The organism is Pseudomonas sp. W2I6, assembly GCF_030815935.1.
Classification (GTDB): domain Bacteria; phylum Pseudomonadota; class Gammaproteobacteria; order Pseudomonadales; family Pseudomonadaceae; genus Aquipseudomonas.
On record NZ_JAUSXJ010000001.1, the window covers coordinates 275994 to 294412 of the forward strand.

At 61.3% G+C, this 18419-nt stretch carries 11 protein-coding genes and 1 pseudogene; 10 read left to right on the forward strand and 2 right to left on the reverse strand.

The genetic code is table 11. From position 1 onward, the window contains the following. Positions 1 to 211 precede the first annotated feature (211 nt). Both guaB and guaA read left to right on the forward strand, forming a co-directional pair. On the forward strand, positions 212 to 1681 hold the full coding sequence (gene guaB / locus QF039_RS01350; protein WP_003209646.1) for an IMP dehydrogenase: 1470 nt from the start codon (positions 212 to 214) through the stop codon (positions 1679 to 1681). 82 nt (positions 1682 to 1763) lie between these two features. Continuing rightward, complete coding sequence (guaA, locus tag QF039_RS01355) at positions 1764 to 3341, forward strand: glutamine-hydrolyzing GMP synthase (protein WP_003209644.1); 1578 nt, start codon at positions 1764 to 1766, stop codon at positions 3339 to 3341. A gap of 74 nt (positions 3342 to 3415) precedes the next feature. Here the strand turns inward: guaA and treR are convergent, their stop codons facing one another. Continuing rightward, positions 3416 to 4120, reverse strand: a complete 705-nt coding sequence (treR, locus tag QF039_RS01360) for a trehalose operon repressor (RefSeq protein ID WP_003209636.1) — start codon at positions 4118 to 4120, stop codon at positions 3416 to 3418. Positions 4121 to 4355: 235 nt separating this feature from the next. Between treR and treP the strand changes: the two genes are divergently transcribed. The 5 genes and pseudogenes from treP to QF039_RS01385 all read left to right on the forward strand — a co-directional run bounded on the left by treP (position 4356) and on the right by QF039_RS01385 (position 11683). After that, entirely contained in the window at positions 4356 to 5798 is a 1443-nt protein-coding gene (gene treP / locus QF039_RS01365; protein ID WP_008438268.1) for a PTS system trehalose-specific EIIBC component, read from the forward strand. Between the two features lie 66 nt (positions 5799 to 5864). Further along, positions 5865 to 7512, forward strand: a pseudogene (gene treC, locus QF039_RS01370) (alpha,alpha-phosphotrehalase). 71 nt (positions 7513 to 7583) lie between these two features. After that, positions 7584 to 8804 carry a carbohydrate porin gene (locus QF039_RS01375; protein ID WP_087695126.1) on the forward strand — a complete coding sequence of 407 codons (1221 nt, stop codon included), beginning with the start codon at positions 7584 to 7586 and terminating at the stop codon, positions 8802 to 8804. A 49-nt stretch (positions 8805 to 8853) separates the two neighbouring features. Then, entirely contained in the window at positions 8854 to 11385 is a 2532-nt protein-coding gene (ptsP, locus tag QF039_RS01380; protein ID WP_307516645.1) for a phosphoenolpyruvate--protein phosphotransferase, read from the forward strand. A gap of 1 nt (position 11386) precedes the next feature. Further along, positions 11387 to 11683, forward strand: coding sequence for a PTS transporter subunit EIIB (locus QF039_RS01385; RefSeq protein WP_307516647.1), 297 nt, complete (start codon positions 11387 to 11389; stop codon positions 11681 to 11683). Between the two features lie 138 nt (positions 11684 to 11821). On the opposite strand, the gene mltF is transcribed toward QF039_RS01385, so the two are convergent. Next, entirely contained in the window at positions 11822 to 13282 is a 1461-nt protein-coding gene (gene mltF, locus QF039_RS01390) for a membrane-bound lytic murein transglycosylase MltF (RefSeq protein ID WP_087695124.1), read from the reverse strand. Between the two features lie 287 nt (positions 13283 to 13569). On the opposite strand from mltF, the gene purL reads away from it, so the two are divergent. The 3 genes from purL (at position 13570) to QF039_RS01405 (ending at position 18371) form a co-directional block, all read left to right on the forward strand. Then, the gene (purL, locus tag QF039_RS01395) at positions 13570 to 17466 is read left to right on the forward strand and encodes a phosphoribosylformylglycinamidine synthase (RefSeq protein ID WP_177116663.1); all 3897 of its coding nucleotides are present in this window, start codon (positions 13570 to 13572) and stop codon (positions 17464 to 17466) included. Positions 17467 to 17470: 4 nt separating this feature from the next. Beyond that, positions 17471 to 17782: a YqfO family protein gene (locus QF039_RS01400; protein WP_177067665.1), complete on the forward strand. Its 312-nt coding sequence runs from the start codon at positions 17471 to 17473 to the stop codon at positions 17780 to 17782. A 295-nt stretch (positions 17783 to 18077) separates the two neighbouring features. Next, entirely contained in the window at positions 18078 to 18371 is a 294-nt protein-coding gene (locus tag QF039_RS01405) for a DUF6124 family protein (RefSeq protein WP_177020415.1), read from the forward strand. Positions 18372 to 18419 lie beyond the last annotated feature (48 nt).

Here is an 18419-nt window from a genome sequence, read left to right on the forward strand (position 1 = left end):
CGTGGGAACGCTTCCCGTGACGCTCCGCGTCGCCCTGGCCAGGACGCGGAGCGTCCAAAGCAGCGTTACCACGCAGAGCGTGGGAACGATCAGCGCTGCAAAAATCATCCATCTATCAGTATTACCAAGTTTGTCAGAGTTTTACATTGAACCCGAGGGGGTGTCTGACTATAATGGCGCGCTTCCATTTTCCCGCTCGGGAGCCCCCGCGATGCTGCGTATCAGCCAAGAAGCTCTGACATTCGACGACATTCTCCTAGTGCCCGGTTATTCCGAGGTGCTTCCTAACGAAGTCAGTCTCAAGACCCGCCTAACCCGTGGCATCGAGCTGAATATTCCTCTGGTTTCCGCTGCCATGGACACCGTCACTGAAGCCCGTTTGGCAATCGCCATGGCTCAGGAAGGCGGCATCGGCATCATCCACAAGAACATGACCATCGAGCAGCAAGCTGCCGAAGTTCGCAAGGTCAAGCGTTACGAAGCCGGTGTGGTCAAGGACCCGATCACCATCGAGGCCGATGCCACCGTTCGTGACCTGTTCGACCTGACCCGCCTGCACAACATCTCCGGCGTTCCGGTACTGCACGATGGCGACCTGGTCGGCATCGTCACTTCCCGTGACGTGCGTTTCGAGAACCGTCTTGAAGTCACCGTCCGTGAAGTGATGACGCCTAAAGAGCGCCTCGTTACTGTCAAGGAAGGCGCCGACAAGAACGATGTGCGCGAGCTGCTGCACAAGCACCGCATCGAACGCGTACTGATCGTCGACGACAAATTCGCCCTCAAGGGCATGATGACCGTCAACGACATCGAAAAAGCCAAGGCTTACCCGCTGGCCAGCAAGGACGATCAAGGTCGCCTGCGCGTAGGCGCTGCGGTCGGTACCGGCAAAGACACCGGTGACCGTGTAGCGGCCCTGGTGGCTGCCGGTGTTGACGTGGTAGTGGTCGACACTGCCCACGGTCACTCCAAAGGCGTGATCGACCGCGTTCGCTGGGTCAAACAGAATTTCCCTGACGTGCAAGTGATCGGCGGCAACATTGCCACCGGCGCTGCCGCCAAGGCCCTGGCCGAAGCCGGTGCTGATGCGGTCAAGGTCGGTATCGGCCCTGGCTCGATCTGCACCACCCGTATCGTGGCCGGTGTAGGCGTGCCGCAAATCAGCGCCATCGCCAACGTCGCCGCTGCCCTTGAAGGCACTGGCGTACCGTTGATCGCCGACGGCGGCATCCGTTTCTCCGGTGACCTGTCCAAGGCCATCGTCGCCGGTGCTTCCTGCGTGATGATGGGCTCGATGTTCGCCGGTACTGAAGAAGCGCCGGGCGAGATCGAACTGTTCCAGGGTCGTTCGTACAAGGCTTACCGCGGCATGGGTTCCCTGGGCGCCATGTCCCAGGCTCAAGGCTCTTCCGACCGCTACTTCCAGGACTCCTCCGCGGGCGCCGAGAAGCTGGTACCGGAAGGCATTGAAGGGCGTGTTCCGTACAAGGGCACCCTGAGCGCCATCATCCATCAACTGATGGGCGGCCTGCGTTCCTCGATGGGCTACACCGGCAGCGCCGACATCGAAGAAATGCGCACCAAGCCTGAGTTCGTGCGGATCACCGGTGCCGGCATGGCCGAGTCCCACGTCCACGACGTACAGATCACCAAGGAAGCGCCAAACTACCGCGTAGGTTGATGCTTCCAGCAAATAGTTAAGTAACCGGGGCTGTCTTATTCAGCCCCGAGTTGTTTCTGATTCATTAGACGAGACTGATCTCATGGCCCTCGACATTCACGCCCACCGCATCCTGATCCTCGACTTCGGTTCCCAGTACACCCAGCTGATCGCCCGCCGCGTGCGTGAAATCGGCGTGTACTGCGAACTGCATCCGTTCGACATGGACGACGAAGCGATTCGCGAATTCGCTCCAAAAGGCGTCATTCTCGCCGGCGGCCCCGAGTCCGTACACGAAGCCAACAGCCCGCGTTGCCCACAGGCGGTGTTTGACCTGGGCGTGCCGGTCTTCGGTATCTGCTACGGCATGCAGACCATGGCCGAGCAACTGGGCGGCAAGGTAGAAGGTTCCGAGCTGCGTGAATTCGGTTACGCCCGTGTCGACGTGGTCGGCAAGAGCCGCCTGCTGGACGGCATCGAAGACCATATCGACGCCGACGGCCTGTTCGGCCTCGACGTATGGATGAGCCACGGTGACAAGGTCACCAGGATGCCGGAAGACTTCCACATCCTGGCCAGCACCCCGAGCTGCCCGATTGCCGGCATGTTCAACGACGAGCGCGGCTACTACGGCGTGCAGTTCCACCCGGAAGTGACCCACACCAAGCAAGGCGGTCGCATCCTGTCGCGCTTCATCCTCGACATCTGCCAGTGCGAAGCCCTGTGGACCCCGTCGAAGATCGCTGAAGACGCCATCGCCAACGTGCGTGCCCAGGTCGGCACCGACAACGTCCTGCTGGGCCTGTCCGGCGGCGTTGACTCCTCCGTGGTTGCGGCGCTGCTGCACAAGGCCATCGGCGACCAACTGACCTGCGTCTTCGTCGACAACGGCCTGCTGCGCCTGCACGAAGGTGAGCAAGTGATGGCCATGTTCGCCGAGAACATGGGCGTCAAGGTGATCCGCGCCAACGCTGAAGATCAGTTCCTGAACAACCTGGCCGGCGAGTCCGACCCGGAGAAGAAGCGCAAGATCATCGGTCGCACCTTCATCGACGTATTCGATGCCCAGTCCAACAAACTGGACAACATCAAGTACCTCGCCCAGGGCACCATCTACCCGGACGTGATCGAGTCGGCCGGCGCCAAGAGCGGCAAGGCCCACGTGATCAAGTCCCACCACAACGTGGGCGGCCTGCCTGAGGAAATGAACCTCAAGCTGGTAGAGCCACTGCGCGAACTGTTCAAGGACGAAGTCCGTCGTCTGGGCCTGGAATTGGGCCTGCCGTACGACATGGTCTACCGCCACCCATTCCCGGGCCCGGGCCTGGGCGTGCGGATCCTCGGTGAAGTGAAGAAGGAATACGCCGACCTGCTGCGTCGCGCCGACCACATCTTCATCGAAGAACTGCGCAAGGCCGACTGGTATCACAAGGTCAGCCAGGCGTTCGTAGTGTTCCAGCCAGTCAAGTCGGTTGGTGTCGTAGGCGATGGTCGTCGTTACGCCTGGGTTGTTGCCCTGCGTGCGGTGGAAACCATCGACTTCATGACCGCCCGTTGGGCGCACCTGCCGTACGAACTGCTGGAGACTGTCAGCGGTCGTATCATCAATGAGATCGAAGGTATTTCGCGCGTGACTTATGACGTGTCGAGCAAGCCGCCGGCGACGATTGAGTGGGAATGATCCTGCCGTAGCAGGTGAGCGCTGAATAACAAAACCCCGGCCTGGTGCCGGGGTTTTGTGTTTCTGGCGTTTGTCTACCGCCGCGCAATATCCGAAAAGTAAAACTTATCCAGCGTATGCCGCGACTCGGTGTACTCGAACTGCCGTCCATCCTGCAAAAACGTCTGGTTGCTCACCACGATCACATGGCTCTGACCTTCGAGGTCCAGGTGTGTCTGGTCGTCCTTTCCCCGTGGCAGCGCTTCGATGGTGCGCTGGGCATAGCTGATCTGCAGCTGCAAGGTCTGTTCGATAAACGCATAGATCGACTGCTCGGCAATCTCCCGATCCAGCCCCGGTATCAGGTCGGCGACGAAGTGGTTGATGTCGAGGATCACCCGTTTGCCGTCGATCCGCCGCACCCGTTTGACCCGGGTAATCAGGCTGCCAGCTTCGGCCTCAATGTGTTGCATCAACGGGCCTTCCAGCGGGAACTGGCTGAACTCCACCACTTCGGTACTGACGTCGTCGCCGAGGGCGGCATGGGTCTCGCGAAAGCTGACGATACCGCCGAGCTGGAACTCGATGGGGTTGGGTGACAGCACGAAGGTGCCCTTGCCGTGGATCTTTTGCGCGAACCCACGCTCCTGCAATTGCTCGATCGCCCGGCGTACCGTGCCACGGCTGGCCTGGTAGGCGTCCATCAGTTCGGTTTCGGAGGGCAGGCGCGTGCCGCGTTGCAGGCGTTCGGTGGTGATGCTGGCAAGCAGATCGGTATAGATCTGGTTGTATTTACTCATGGGGAAGGGCTCTGTGCCGCGTTGGCGTTCAAGGCAGGAACCTTAGTGGCAGCGATGGGGTTTGTCCATGCAACCCATTGTAGAACTCGGAAATTTCTGACTCAAAAAACAGAAAATTAATCATTTTCAAACTCGTACATACGAGTTATTGCTTTAACTCGTACAGACGAGTACTTTTGGCTTCGGCGTGCTGCCTATGACCGCCCAATAAAAAAAACCAGAGTGGATACCAAGCATGAGCCACGACTATCCGAATATTGCCCGCGAGATTCTCAAGAACCTCGGCGGCAGCGACAACCTTGAGCAAGCTGCCCACTGCGTGACCCGCCTGCGCCTGGCCCTCAAGGACCCGAGCCTGGCCAACAGCGGCGAGCTGAACCAGGTCGACCTGGTCAAGGGTTCGTTCTTCACCGGCGGCCTGTTCCAGATCGTGATCGGCCCCGGCGAAGTGGAAAAAGTCTACGCCGCCCTGCGTGAGCAAACGGGCCTCGCCGCGTCGACCATCGCGGACGTGAAACAGAAAAGCGCCGACAAAATAAACCCGATGCAGCGCCTGGTGCGGGTGTTCTCCGATGTGTTCATGCCGATTTTGCCGGCGCTGATCATTGCCGGTTTGCTCATGGGGGTGAACAACCTGATGGGCGCCAAGGGCATGTTCATCGCGGACAAGACCCTGCTCGACGCCTATCCGAACCTGGATGGCCTGTGGAGCCTGATCAACCTGATGGCCAACACCTCGTTCGTGTTCCTGCCGGCACTGGTGGGCTGGTCGGCGGCCAAGCGCTTTGGTGGCAGTGAAATCCTCGGCATTGTCCTCGGCCTGATGCTGGTGCACCCCGATCTGCTCAACGCCTGGAACTACGGCAAGGCGGTCGCCGGCCTCGACGGCCAGAGCCTGCCGTACTTCGATATTTTCGGCTGGTTCAAGATCGAGAAGGTTGGCTACCAGGGCCAGATCCTGCCGATCCTGCTGGCCGCCTACGTGATGAGCGTGATTGAGAAATGGCTGCGGGCACGGGTGCCGAATGCCATTCAGTTGCTGGTGGTGCCGATCACTACCATCGTCGTCACCGGCGTACTGGCGCTGGCGATCATCGGCCCGGTGACCCGCCACCTCGGCATCCTGATCACCGAAGGCGTGGTCACCCTGTTTGACCTGGCGCCGATGGTCGGCGGCGCAATCTTCGGTCTGCTGTATGCACCGCTGGTGATCACCGGCATGCACCACATGTTCCTCGCCGTGGACCTGCAACTGATCTCCACCCAGGGCGGCACCTTTATCTGGCCGATGATCGTCATGTCCAACCTGGCCCAGGGCAGCGCGGCGCTCGGCGTGTTCTACATGAGCCGCAATGCGCGGGACAAGAGCATGGCGTCCACCTCGGCGATTTCCGCCTACTTCGGCATCACCGAGCCGGCGATGTTCGGGGTCAACCTGCGCTTCAAGTTTCCGTTCTACGCGGCGCTGACCGGCTCGGCGCTGGGCAGTATTTTCCTCTCGCTGAACAAGGTGCAGGCCTCGGCGATTGGCGTGGGTGGCTTGCCCGGGTTCATCTCGATCATCCCGCAGTACATCCCAAGTTTTGTCATCGGCATGGTCGTCGCGATTGTCGTGCCGTTTGTTTTGACCTGTGTGTTGAGCATGAAAATTGTCCGGCCCGGATACCGGGTCGCCTGATCTACCGCTATCGCAGGCAAGCCAGCTCCCACAGTTGATCGCATTTCCAGATTGAAGGAACCCGTCATGCAAAACTGGCAACATTCGGTGATCTACCAGATCTACCCCAAAAGCTTCCACAGCCACGCGGGTAACGCCACCGGTGACCTGCTGGGCATCGTGGACAAGCTCGATTACCTGAAGTGGCTGGGCGTCGACTGCCTGTGGATCACCCCCGTTCCTGCGTTCGCCCCAGCGCGACAACGGCTACGACATCAGTGACTACTACGCCATCGACCCGAGCTACGGGACCATGGCCGATTGCGACTTGCTGATCAGCGAAGCCGCCAAGCGCGGCATCACGCTGATGCTCGACATCGTGGTCAACCACACCTCCATCGAACACGAGTGGTTCCAGCAGGCCCGCAGCAGCCTCGACAACCCGTACCGCGACTTCTACATCTGGCGCGACCAGCCGAACAACTGGGAATCCAAGTTCGGCGGCTCGGCCTGGGAATACGAGGCGCAGACCGGCCAGTACTTCCTGCACCTGTTCGACCACACCCAGGCCGACCTGAACTGGGACAACCCCAAGGTGCGCGCCGAAGTGTTCAAGCTGATGCGCTTCTGGCGCGACAAGGGCGTGGGCGGTTTTCGCCTGGACGTGATCAACCTGATCTCCAAGCCGGCGGATTTTCCGGAAGACAACAGCGACGGTCGGCGCTTCTACACCGACGGCCCGAACGTGCATGAATACCTGAAGGAAATGCACCGCGAAGTGTTCGAGGGGCATGACCTGATCAACGTCGGTGAGATGTCGTCCACCAGCCTTGAGCACTGCATTCGTTATTCGAATCCACAGTCGAAAGAGCTGTCGATGACCTTCAACTTTCACCACCTGAAAGTCGATTATCCGAACCTGCAGAAGTGGGTCGCGGCCGACTTCGACTTCCTGCAACTCAAGCAGATTCTGTCCGACTGGCAACTCGGCATGCAGGCCGGTGGCGGCTGGAATGCGCTGTTCTGGTGTAACCACGACCAGCCGCGGGTGGTCTCGCGTTTTGGTGACGACGGCGAGCACCGCGTGGTCTCGGCGAAGATGCTCGCCACTGCGCTGCACTTCCTCCAGGGCACGCCTTTCGTGTACCAGGGCGAAGAGTTGGGCATGACCAATCCGGGCTTCGACACCATCGACCAATACCGGGATGTCGAGACGCTGAACATCTATCGGCTCAAGCGTGAGGCCGGTGAGTCCGAGGCATCGAGCATGGCGGCGATCATGCAGAAGTCCCGCGATAACAGCCGCACACCGATGCAATGGAACGCCGAGCAAAACGCCGGCTTCAGCCGCGGCGAACCGTGGATCGGCATCCCGGCCAACGCGGCGCAGATCAACGTGCAAAGCGAGCTGGATGACCCGCAATCGGTACTGCATCACTACCGTGCGCTGATCAAGCTGCGTCGGCATGAGCCGCTGATTCAGGAAGGCGTTTATCGCCAACTGCTGCCGCAGCACACCCAGGTCTGGGCGTACCTGCGCGAAGGCCACGGCGAACGCCTGCTGGTGCTGAACAACTTCTACGGCACGCCATGCCAGATCGAACTGCCCGATGGCCTGCTGACGGCGGCGAGTGAGCAACGCCTGCTGATCAGCAACTACAACGACTGCCCACAGCGCTCGAGCCAGGTCTCGCTGCGCCCGTATGAATCGTTTGTGCTGCATCTCAAGGACTGAGACCCGCTTTACCCCCGGCGTGGGAGAGCCGGGGCGCTTAAAAAAACATAATAAAAATATCGGAGTGCTTCATGAAAACAACAATAAAGCTGGGCCTCGTTGCATCCTGCCTGACCTTGCCGATGGCAGCCCAGGCGTTGGAATTTGCCGGCTACTTGCGTAGCGGTGCGGGGACTTCAACCGGCAGTGGCAAGCAGCAGTGCTTCCAGTTGCCGGGTGCACAATCCAAATACCGCCTGGGCAACGAGTGCGAGCAGTACGCCGAACTCGAATTGCGCCAGGACCTGCTGACCCTCGACGACGGCTCGGTGTTCAGCGTCGACGCCATGGCTTCGCTGTACAACAAGTACGACCGGGCGCTGAAGTTCCAGGGCGAAGACAACGGCTCGGCACGCATGCCGCAGATGTATGCGCAGTGGTCGAACATCCCCAGCCTCAACGGCGGTTCGCTGTGGGCCGGCCGGCGCTACTACAAACGAAACGACATCCATATCTCCGACTTCTACTACTGGAACCAGAGCGCCACGGGCGGCGGTATCGAGGACGTGAAAATCGGCGACCTGAAATACAGCTACGCGCTTTCCCGCAAGGACAACCTGTACCAGAAGGAATACGCCACCCGTCACGACTTTAACGTGGCCGGCTTCAAGACCAATCCCGGCGGCGAGCTGGAACTGGGCTTGAGCTATATCGAAAAAGCCGGTGGCCGTGACACCAACAGCGGCTGGGCCATTACCGCCCAGCATGTGCAGAAACCCTTCCTCGGCGGGCGCAACAAATTTGCCCTGCAGTACGGCGAAGGCCCCGGCACCGGCCTCGGCTACACCGGCGATACGTTCCTCGATAAAAGCAGCAAGAGCTACCGCGCAGTGGAGTTCTTCGACTGGCAAGTGACACCACGGTTTGGCGGGCAGATCGAGGCCGTGTACCAGAAGGATATTCGCCCGGGCAGCCAGGATCAGACCTGGATGTCGCTGGGCGTGCGCCCGGCCTATGCGATTTCCGAACAGTTCAAGCTGGTCACCGAACTGGGTCATGATCAGGTCGAGGCTACCGGTGGCACGCGCAAGCTGAGCAAATTTACGTTCGCCCCGACCTGGTCGCCCAAAGGCCCGGATTTCTGGGCACGACCGGAAGTGCGCCTGTATTACACCTACGCGACCTGGAACGAAGCGGCCAAGCGTGCGGCCAATGAACTGGCGGCAGGTTCGGCGTTGTCCGACACCGGCAGTTATGGCTCGGCGTTGCATGGCTCCAACTTTGGTGTGCAGGTTGAGTACTGGTGGAAATAAAGCCGTCGATGCCCAATGATTTTTACAGAACCAAACAGCAGGTGAAGTCATGACCACAACCCATTCCCTGGAATTGCTGGCGCCATTGTCCGGGGTGCTGCTCGCCCTGGACCAGGTGCCTGATCCGGTGTTCTCCAGTCGCCTGATCGGCGATGGCCTGTGCATCGATCCGACCTCGCAGACCCTCTGCGCGCCACTGGCCGGGGTGATCAGCAATATCCAGGACAGTGGTCATGCGGTGAGCATCACCGATGACAACGGCGTCCAGGTGCTGATGCACATCGGCCTGGACACCGTGAACCTGGCGGGCAAGGGTTTCACCCGATTGGTCGAGGAAGGCCAGCGGGTGGAAGCCGGGCAACCGCTGATTGAATTCGATGCCGACTACGTGGCGCTCAATGCCCGTAGTTTGCTGACCCTGATGCTGGTGGTCAGTGGCGAGCCCTTCAAGCTGCTGACGCCCGAGCAGGTCCTGGTGGACGTGGGGCAGCCACTGCTGCGAGTCACGCCGCAAGCCGTTGCCGACGAGGTGAAAGACGAGGAGGGTGACGCCCTGTTCTCCAGGCCACTGACCTTGCCCAACGCCAACGGCCTGCATGCGCGCCCGGCGGCGGTGCTGGCGCAGGCGGCCAAAGGCTTCAAGGCGAGTATTTACCTGCACAAGCAAACCGAGAGCGCCAACGCCAAGTCGCTGGTACGGATCATGGCATTGCAAACGGTGCAGGGTGACACCTTGCAAGTCAGCGCGGCTGGCGAGGATGCCGAAGCGGCGATCCAGGCGCTGGTGACCTTGCTGGCCGAAGGCTGCGGCGAAACCGTCGCGGCTCCTCAACCTGGCGCTGCACCCGTGGCGCCTGATTCATCGGCGACCTTGCTGCGCGGCGTGTGCGCCTCGCCCGGTTCGGCGTTCGGCCAGGTGGTGCAGGTCAAGGAGCCGGCACTGACGTTCGTAGAGACCGGCAAAGGTGAAGCGCTGGAACGTGCGGCCCTGACCCATGCCCTGAACAACGCCAATCAGGCGCTGCAAGCCCTGCAGGAAAAGGCCGTCGGCACTGCCCAGTCCGAGATCTTCCGCGCCCATCAGGAGTTGCTGGACGATCCGGCCCTGCTGGAACAAACCCGCGACCTGCTGGACCAGGGCAAGAGCGCGGCCTTCGCCTGGAACAGCGCCACCGAGGCCACCGCCACGCTCTTCCAGGGCCTGGGCAACGCCTTGCTTGCCGAGCGCGCTGCCGACCTGGCAGACGTTGGCCAGCGGGTACTGAAATTGATCCTCGGGGTTCAGGACAGCGCCTGGGATTTGCCGGAGCAGGCAATCCTGATTGCCGAACAACTGACTCCCTCGCAAACCGCCAGCCTCGACACGCGCAAGGTGCTGGGTTTTGTGACGGTGGGCGGCGGCGCTACCAGCCACGTCGCAATTCTCGCCCGCGCCCTTGGCTTGCCGGCCATCTGCGGGGTGCCGGCGCAGGTGCTGGAACTGGCCAACGGCAAGCAAGTGCTGCTGGATGCCGACAAGGGCGAGTTGCACCTGGACCCGGACCTGGCCGAGATCGAACACTTGCAAGCCAGCCGCCAACAACAAGTGCTGCGCCGCCAGCGGGAAGTGGAGCAGGCGTCGTTGCCCGCCACGACCCGCGACGGTCATCACGTCGAAGTGACGGCCAACGTCGCATCGTTGCAGGAGGTGGAGCAGGCATTGTCCCTGGGGGGCGAAGGCGTTGGTTTGCTGCGTTCCGAGTTCCTCTACCTGGACCGCAACCGCGCGCCGAGCCCCGAGGAGCAGGCGGGCACCTACAGCGCCATCGCCCGTGCATTGGGGCCGCAACGCAATCTGGTGGTGCGCACTCTCGACGTTGGTGGCGACAAGCCGTTGGCCTATGTGCCGATGGACAGCGAGACCAACCCGTTCCTTGGCCTGCGCGGGATTCGCCTGTGCCTGGAGCGCCCGGAACTGTTGCGTGAACAATTCCGTGCGATTCTCGCCAGTGCCGGTTTCGCCCGGCTGCACATCATGTTGCCGATGGTCAGCCTGCTCTCGGAGCTGCGCCTGGCACGGCAGATTCTTGAAGAGGAAGCGCTGGCCCTGGGGCTGACGGAACTGCCGAAGCTGGGAATCATGATCGAAGTGCCATCGGCGGCGTTGATGGCCGATCTGTTTGCGCCGGAGGTGGATTTCTTCTCCATCGGCACCAACGACCTGACCCAATACACCCTGGCCATGGACCGCGATCACCCGCGCCTCGCCAGCCAGGCCGACAGCTTTCACCCGGCGGTACTGCGCCTGATCGCCACCACCGTCAAGTCGGCCCATGCCCATGGCAAGTGGGTCGGCGTATGTGGGGCGTTGGCGTCTGAAGCGCTGGCAGTGCCGGTGCTGATCGGGCTGGGGGTGGATGAGTTATCGGTCAGCGTGCCGCTGATCCCGACCATCAAGGCTACCGTGCGCGAGCTGGACCTGGCGGATTGCCAATCCATCGCCCGCCAGGTGCTGGGCCTGGAAGAAGCGTCGCAGGTTCGCGAGGCCTTGCGCCTGTACCACGCGGCTACCGTTGAAACCTCATTGGTTGTGGAGAACTGACATGTTCGAGAAATTTCAGCGGGCGTTCTGGAAGGCCCTGACGCCGGATCTGGTGCTTGAAACGCCGCAGGCAGCTCCAGTGAGCGAAACACAGTTGGCCCCGGCAGTGCTGAATGCGCTGGGAGGCGCGGAGAATCTCAAGTCGCAGCAGCGGGTAGCACTGACCCGGGTGCGGGTGCAGTTGCAGGATGCGGGGCGGTTGGATGCGCAGGCGCTCAAGGCGGCAGGCGTGCCGGGCGTGATGGTGTTGGCGGGTGGGGTGGTGCACCTGCTTACCGGCCTGAACACCGCTCTATAAGACGACTAAGATCAAATGTGGGAGCGGGCTTGCTCGCGAAGGCGGTGTGTCAGTCAATACATGTGCTGGCTGAACCACCGCCTTCGCGAGCAAGCCCGCTCCCACATTGGTTTTTTTGGTGTTTGGATAATTGGGGAGTTACAGCGGCGGGGTTTCTTCCGTCGGCTTGGTCTTGTCCACACCCGGCACATGCAGGTTGCCTTCGACCACCTGGTTGCCTTCCAGTTGCGGCTGCGTCACCCACGTCAGAATGTCGTAGTAACGCCGGATGTTCGCCACAAAATGCACGGGCTCACCGCCACGGGCATAGCCATACCGCGTCTTGCTGTACCACTGCTTCTGCGACAGGCGCGGCAGCATCTTCTTCACGTCCAGCCACTTGTTCGGGTTCAGGCCTTCTTTTTCGGCCAGCTTGCGCGCGTCGTCCAAATGGCCGGTGCCGACGTTGTACGCCGCCAGGGCAAACCAGGTGCGGTCCGGCTCGGCAATCTTGTCGTCCAGCTCATCCTTGATCTTGGCCAGGTACTTGGCGCCGCCCATGATGCTCTGCTTGGCGTCCAGGCGGTTGGACACGCCCATGGCCTGCGCCGTGTTCTGGGTCAGCATCATCAGGCCGCGCACGCCGGTCTTGGAGGTCACCGCCGGCTGCCAGAGTGATTCCTGATAGCCGATGGCCGCCAGCAGGCGCCAGTCGACCTTTTCTTCCTTGGCATAGGCCCGGAAGTGTTTCTCGTATTTGGGCAGGCGCTGCTGCAGATGCTGGGCGAAGGTGTAGGCGCCCATGTAGCCGAGTACGTCGACGTGCCCGTAATAGCGATCTTTCAGGCGTTGCAGCGTGCCGTTCTTTTCCACCTTGTCGAGGTAGTTGTTGACCTCGTTGAGCAGGCTGTTGTCTTCACCGGCGGCGACCGCCCAGGCTTGATGGCTGGCGTCACCGAGGTCAAAGGCCACCCGCACGTTGGGGAAGTACACCTGGTTCATCGCCACTTCGTTGGAGTCCACCAGGGTCAGGTCGATCTGGCCCTCATCCACCATGCGCAGCAGGTCGACCACCTCAACGGCGTCGGATTCTTCGTATTCAATCCCGGGAAACTGTTTTTTCAGCTGCGCCAGTTGCTCGGCGTGGGTGCTGCCCTTGAGCACCATGATCTTCTTGCCCACCAGGTCTGCCGCGGTGGTCGGCCGGGACTGGCCGTTGCGGTAGATGATCTGCGGGGTCACTTCCAGATAAGGGTGGGAGAAACGCACTTGCTGGCGACGCTGCTCACTGCTGACCAGGCCGGCGGCGGCCAGTACCGGGCCGTTGGGTTTGCCGATCTGCGAGAACAGGTCATCCAGGTTGTCGGCCGCCTCGATCTCGAGCTTTACCCCTAACTCGTCGGCAAAACGTTTCACCAGTTCGTATTCGAAGCCGGTTTCGCCGTTACGGTCCTGGAAATAAGTGGCCGGACTGTTTCGGGTGACCACCCGCAATACGCCATCCTCCTTGATTCGCTCGAGGGTGTTGGGTTTATCCACACACGCACTGAGCAGCAGGAAGAGTCCGGTAACGAAGAGCCATTTGGCGCATCGCGGGCGTAAAGCAGTAGGGGAGAACATCTGCGCAGTATACGCAAAGGACCCTCGGCGCCATATCTCGACAGCGGGGCACTTGTCTGCTAGCGCCCGTAAACCTTGGCTGCAGCCCGCAGAAACGGGGCTTGGCAGCCGATTGTGACGGTTAAAATAACTGCCCGGAATAGCCTGTATGGCCATATGATATCGTGCGATTTATGCCAACTGACGTCCGGCTGCGGCCACTGGTGCCGTTTCGGGTGCCGTTGGCGACGGTTTACGCTAGAATGCACGGCCTCAAAGCACACCCCCTTCCCGAGGCTGTCCCGAAGATGTTGATCCTGCGCGGCGCTCCTGCCCTTTCTGCCTTTCGCCACAGCAAACTCCTTGAGCAACTGAGCCAGAAGGTACCTTCTGTCAGTGGCTTGTATGCTGAATTTGCTCACTTCGCCGACGTTACTGGCGTTTTGACCGCCGACGAACAGCAAGTGCTGGCGCGCCTTCTGAAGTACGGTCCCAGCGTTCCTGTCCAAGAGCCTAACGGCCGCTTGTTCCTGGTCCTGCCACGGTTCGGCACCATCTCGCCCTGGTCGAGCAAGGCCAGCGACATCGCCCGCAACTGCGGCCTGGAAAAAATCCAGCGCCTGGAACGCGGGATTGCCTTCTATGTAGCAGGCCAGTTCAGCGAGGCCGAGGCCGAGCTGATCGCCAGCAGCCTGCACGACCGCATGACCCAGATCATCGTCAGCCAGCTGGAACAGGCCGCCGGTCTGTTCAGCCACGCCGAACCCAAGCCGCTGACCGCGATTGACGTGCTCGGTGGTGGCCGTGCCGCCCTGGAAACCGCCAACACCGAGCTGGGCCTGGCCCTGGCCGAAGACGAAATTGACTACCTGGTCAACGCCTTCATCGGCCTGAAGCGCAACCCGCACGACATCGAACTGATGATGTTCGCCCAGGCGAACTCCGAGCACTGCCGCCACAAGATCTTCAACGCCAGTTGGGACATCGACGGCCAGAGCCAGGAAAAAAGCCTGTTCGGCATGATCAAGAACACCTACGTGATGCACAGCGAAGGCGTTCTGTCGGCTTATAAGGACAACGCCTCGGTCATCGTCGGCTCTGTCGCCGGCCGTTTCTTCCCGGACCCTGAAACCCGCCAGTACGGCGCGGTGCAGGAGCCGGTGCACATCCTGATGAAAGTCGAGACCCACAACCACCCGACCGCGATTGCCCCGTTCCCGGGCGCAGCCACCGGTTCCGGCGGCGAGATTCGCGACGAAGGTGCAACCGGTCGTGGCGCCAAGCCAAAGGCTGGCCTAACCGGCTTCACCGTGTCCAACCTGCAGATCCCGGGCTTCGAACAGCCGTGGGAAGTGCCGTACGGCAAGCCTGAGCGCATCGTCACCGCGCTGGACATCATGATCGAAGGCCCGCTGGGCGGCGCCGCGTTCAACAACGAATTCGGGCGTCCGGCCCTGACCGGCTACTTCCGTACTTTCGAACAGTCCATCACCACCCCGCGTGGCGATGAAGTGCGCGGTTACCACAAGCCGATCATGTTGGCAGGAGGCATGGGCAACATCCGCGCCGAACACGTACAGAAAGGCGAGATTCTGGTCGGCTCCAAGCTGATCGTCCTCGGTGGCCCGGCGATGCTGATCGGCCTGGGTGGCGGCGCCGCTTCCTCCATGGCCACCGGCACCAGCTCGGCCGACCTGGACTTCGCTTCCGTACAGCGTGAAAACCCTGAGATGGAACGCCGTTGCCAGGAAGTCATCGACCGTTGCTGGCAACTGGGTGACAAAAACCCCATCAGCTTCATCCACGACGTCGGCGCAGGTGGCTTGTCCAACGCCTTCCCGGAACTGGTCAACGATGGCGACCGTGGCGGCCGTTTTGAACTGCGCAACATTCCAAACGACGAGCCGGGCATGGCCCCGCACGAAATCTGGAGCAACGAATCCCAGGAACGCTACGTGTTGGCGGTAGGTCCTGCAGACTTCGAACGCTTCCAGGCGATTTGCGAGCGCGAGCGCTGCCCGTTTGCGGTAGTCGGCGAAGCCACTGCCGAGCCGCAACTGACGGTCACCGACAGCCACTTCGGCAACAGCCCTGTGGACATGCCGCTGGAAGTGCTGCTGGGCAAAGCCCCGCGCATGCACCGTTCGGCCGTGCGTGAAAACGAACTGGGCGACGATTTCGATCCATCGACCCTGGCCATCGCCGACTGCGTGGAGCGCGTCCTGCACCACCCGGCCGTTGCCAGCAAAAGCTTCCTGATCACCATCGGCGACCGCACCATCACCGGTCTGGTTGCCCGTGATCAAATGGTCGGCCCGTGGCAGGTCCCGGTGGCTGACGTTGCCGTCACCGCCACCAGCTTCGACGTGTACACCGGTGAAGCCATGGCCATGGGCGAGCGTACTCCGCTGGCGCTGCTGGACGCCCCGGCGTCGGGCCGCATGGCCATCGGCGAAACCCTGACCAACATCGCGGCTTCGCGTATTGCCAAGATCTCCGACATCAAGCTGTCGGCCAACTGGATGTCCGCTGCCGGTCACCCGGGTGAAGATGCGCGCCTGTACGACACCGTGAAAGCGGTCGGCATGGAGCTGTGCCCTGAGCTGGGCATCACCATTCCGGTGGGCAAGGACTCCATGTCCATGGCCACCCGCTGGAACGATGAAGGCGTGGACAAGAGCGTCACCTCGCCGCTGTCGCTGATCGTTACCGGCTTTGCGCCAGTCACCGACATTCGCCAGACCCTGACCCCGCAACTGCGCATGGACAAGGGCACCACCGACCTGATCCTGATCGACCTCGGTCGCGGCCAGAACCGCATGGGTGCCTCGATCCTTGCCCAGGTGCACGGCAAGCTCGGCAAGCAGGCCCCGGACGTCGACGACGCCGAAGACCTGAAAGCTTTCTTCGCCGTGATCCAGGGCCTGAACGCCGACGGCCACCTGCTGGCTTACCACGACCGTTCCGACGGTGGTTTGCTGACCAGCGCCGTGGAAATGGCCTTCGCCGGTCACTGCGGCCTGAGCCTGAACCTCGATGGCCTGGCAGAAACTTCCGCTGACATCGCAGCAATCCTGTTCAACGAAGAGCTGGGCGCCGTTATCCAGGTTCGCCAGGACGCAACCCCGGACGTACTCGCACAGTTCAGCGCCGCTGGCCTGGGCGACTGCGTGGCCGTGATTGGCCAGCCGATCAACAACGGTGAAATCAACATCGTCTTCAACGGCGAAACCGTGTTTGAAGGCCAGCGCCGCCTGCTGCAACGCCAGTGGGCCGAGACCAGCTACCAGATCCAGCGCCTGCGCGACAACGCCGACTGCGCCGAGCAGGAATTCGACGTGATCCTGGAAGAAGACAACCCGGGCCTGAGCACCAAGCTCAGCTTCGACGTCAACCAGGACATCGCCGCGCCTTACATCAAGAAAGGCATCCGCCCACAAGTGGCCGTACTGCGTGAGCAGGGCGTCAACGGCCAGGTGGAAATGGCGGCAGCGTTCGACCGGGCCGGCTTCAATGCGATCGACGTGCACATGAGCGACATCCTCGCCGGTCGCGTTGACCTCAACGAGTTCAAAGGCCTGGTTGCCTGCGGTGGTTTCTCCTACGGCGACGTACTGGGTGCCGGTGAAGGCTGGGCCAAGTCGGCCCTGTTCAACAGCCGTGCCCGTGACGCGTTCCAGGGTTTCTTCGAGCGTAACGACAGCTTCACCCTGGGTGTGTGCAACGGTTGCCAGATGATGTCCAACCTCAGCGAACTGATCCCGGGCAGCGAGTTCTGGCCGCACTTCGTGCGTAACCGTTCCGAGCAGTTCGAAGCCCGGGTTGCGATGGTTCAGGTGCAGGAATCCAACTCGATCTTCCTGCAGGGCATGGCCGGTTCGCGCATGCCAATCGCCATCGCCCACGGTGAAGGCCATGCGGAATTCGCCAGCGAAGAAGCACTGCTGGAAGCCGACCTGTCCGGTACTGTGGCCCTGCGTTTTGTCGACAACCACGGCAAGGTCACCGAAGGCTACCCGGCCAACCCGAACGGCTCGCCGCGCGGGATCACCGGGCTGACCAGCCGCGACGGTCGCGTCACCATCATGATGCCGCACCCGGAGCGTGTGTTCCGCGCCGTGCAGAACTCGTGGCGCCCGGAAGAGTGGAACGAAGACGGCGCGTGGATGCGCATGTTCCGTAACGCTCGCGTCTGGGTGAACTAAGTCGGTGTACAAGCTCAGCTTCTTTGTGCCCGACAGCCACGTGGAGACGGTGAAAACCGCCGTCTTCGCAGCCGGCGGCGGGCGCATCGGCAACTACGACAGCTGCGCCTGGCAGGTCCTGGGCCAGGGCCAATTCCGCGCGATGGACGGCAGCCAACCGTTTATCGGGCAGGTGGGGCAGCTTGAAGTGGTTGAAGAATGGAAGGTTGAGCTGGTGGTGGCGGATGAGTTGATCGTGGCTGTAGTGGCTGCGTTGAAACTGAGCCATCCGTACGAGACACCGGCGTATGAGGTGTGGCAGTTGGCGGATTTTTGATTCGCTGGTTGTGAAAACAAGAAACCCGCTGGGCCAGTTTGGTCAGCGGGTTTTTTGTTGCCTGTAGGGCCTCATCGCGGGCAAGCCCGGCTCCCACATTGGACCGCGTTGCCATGCCTGGTGACGATCAAATGTGGGAGCTGGCTCGTCGGAGCGACTCGGATTTTTCTGACAAGTCTTTCAGGTTGTCCCTCGGAACCTGCCTCTCTAACCTTCGCCAGTCGCTGCCAATTCAGTGACCGGGACTGCAAGCTCGTAAACATCACTAGGAGCGTATTCTTCTCGGAGCTTCACGATGGTCAACGAAAACACTTCATCTTCCATAGCCTCGCTTCAAGCTGCAGCCCGTCAGGCGACGAGTCAACCTGCCGATCAGTTATTCACCCTTGTACCTAATCTGGATAGCGAAACCCTGCTGGCCAACGCCTCTCAGGACCTTGCCTCAGTGCAGGCGCTGACGGTTCATCTGGCGTTTGAAGTCGACGGTTCTCACCGTGATGTGGCGCTGGGGATTTGTCGGATGCTGGAGGGGATTCAAATGATGGTGGATCGGATGCTGGACTTGTATGAGGTGCCTGAGCCTGAGTAATTCGGCGCCTGTGAGGGCCATTCGCGAGCAAGCCCGCTCCCACATTTG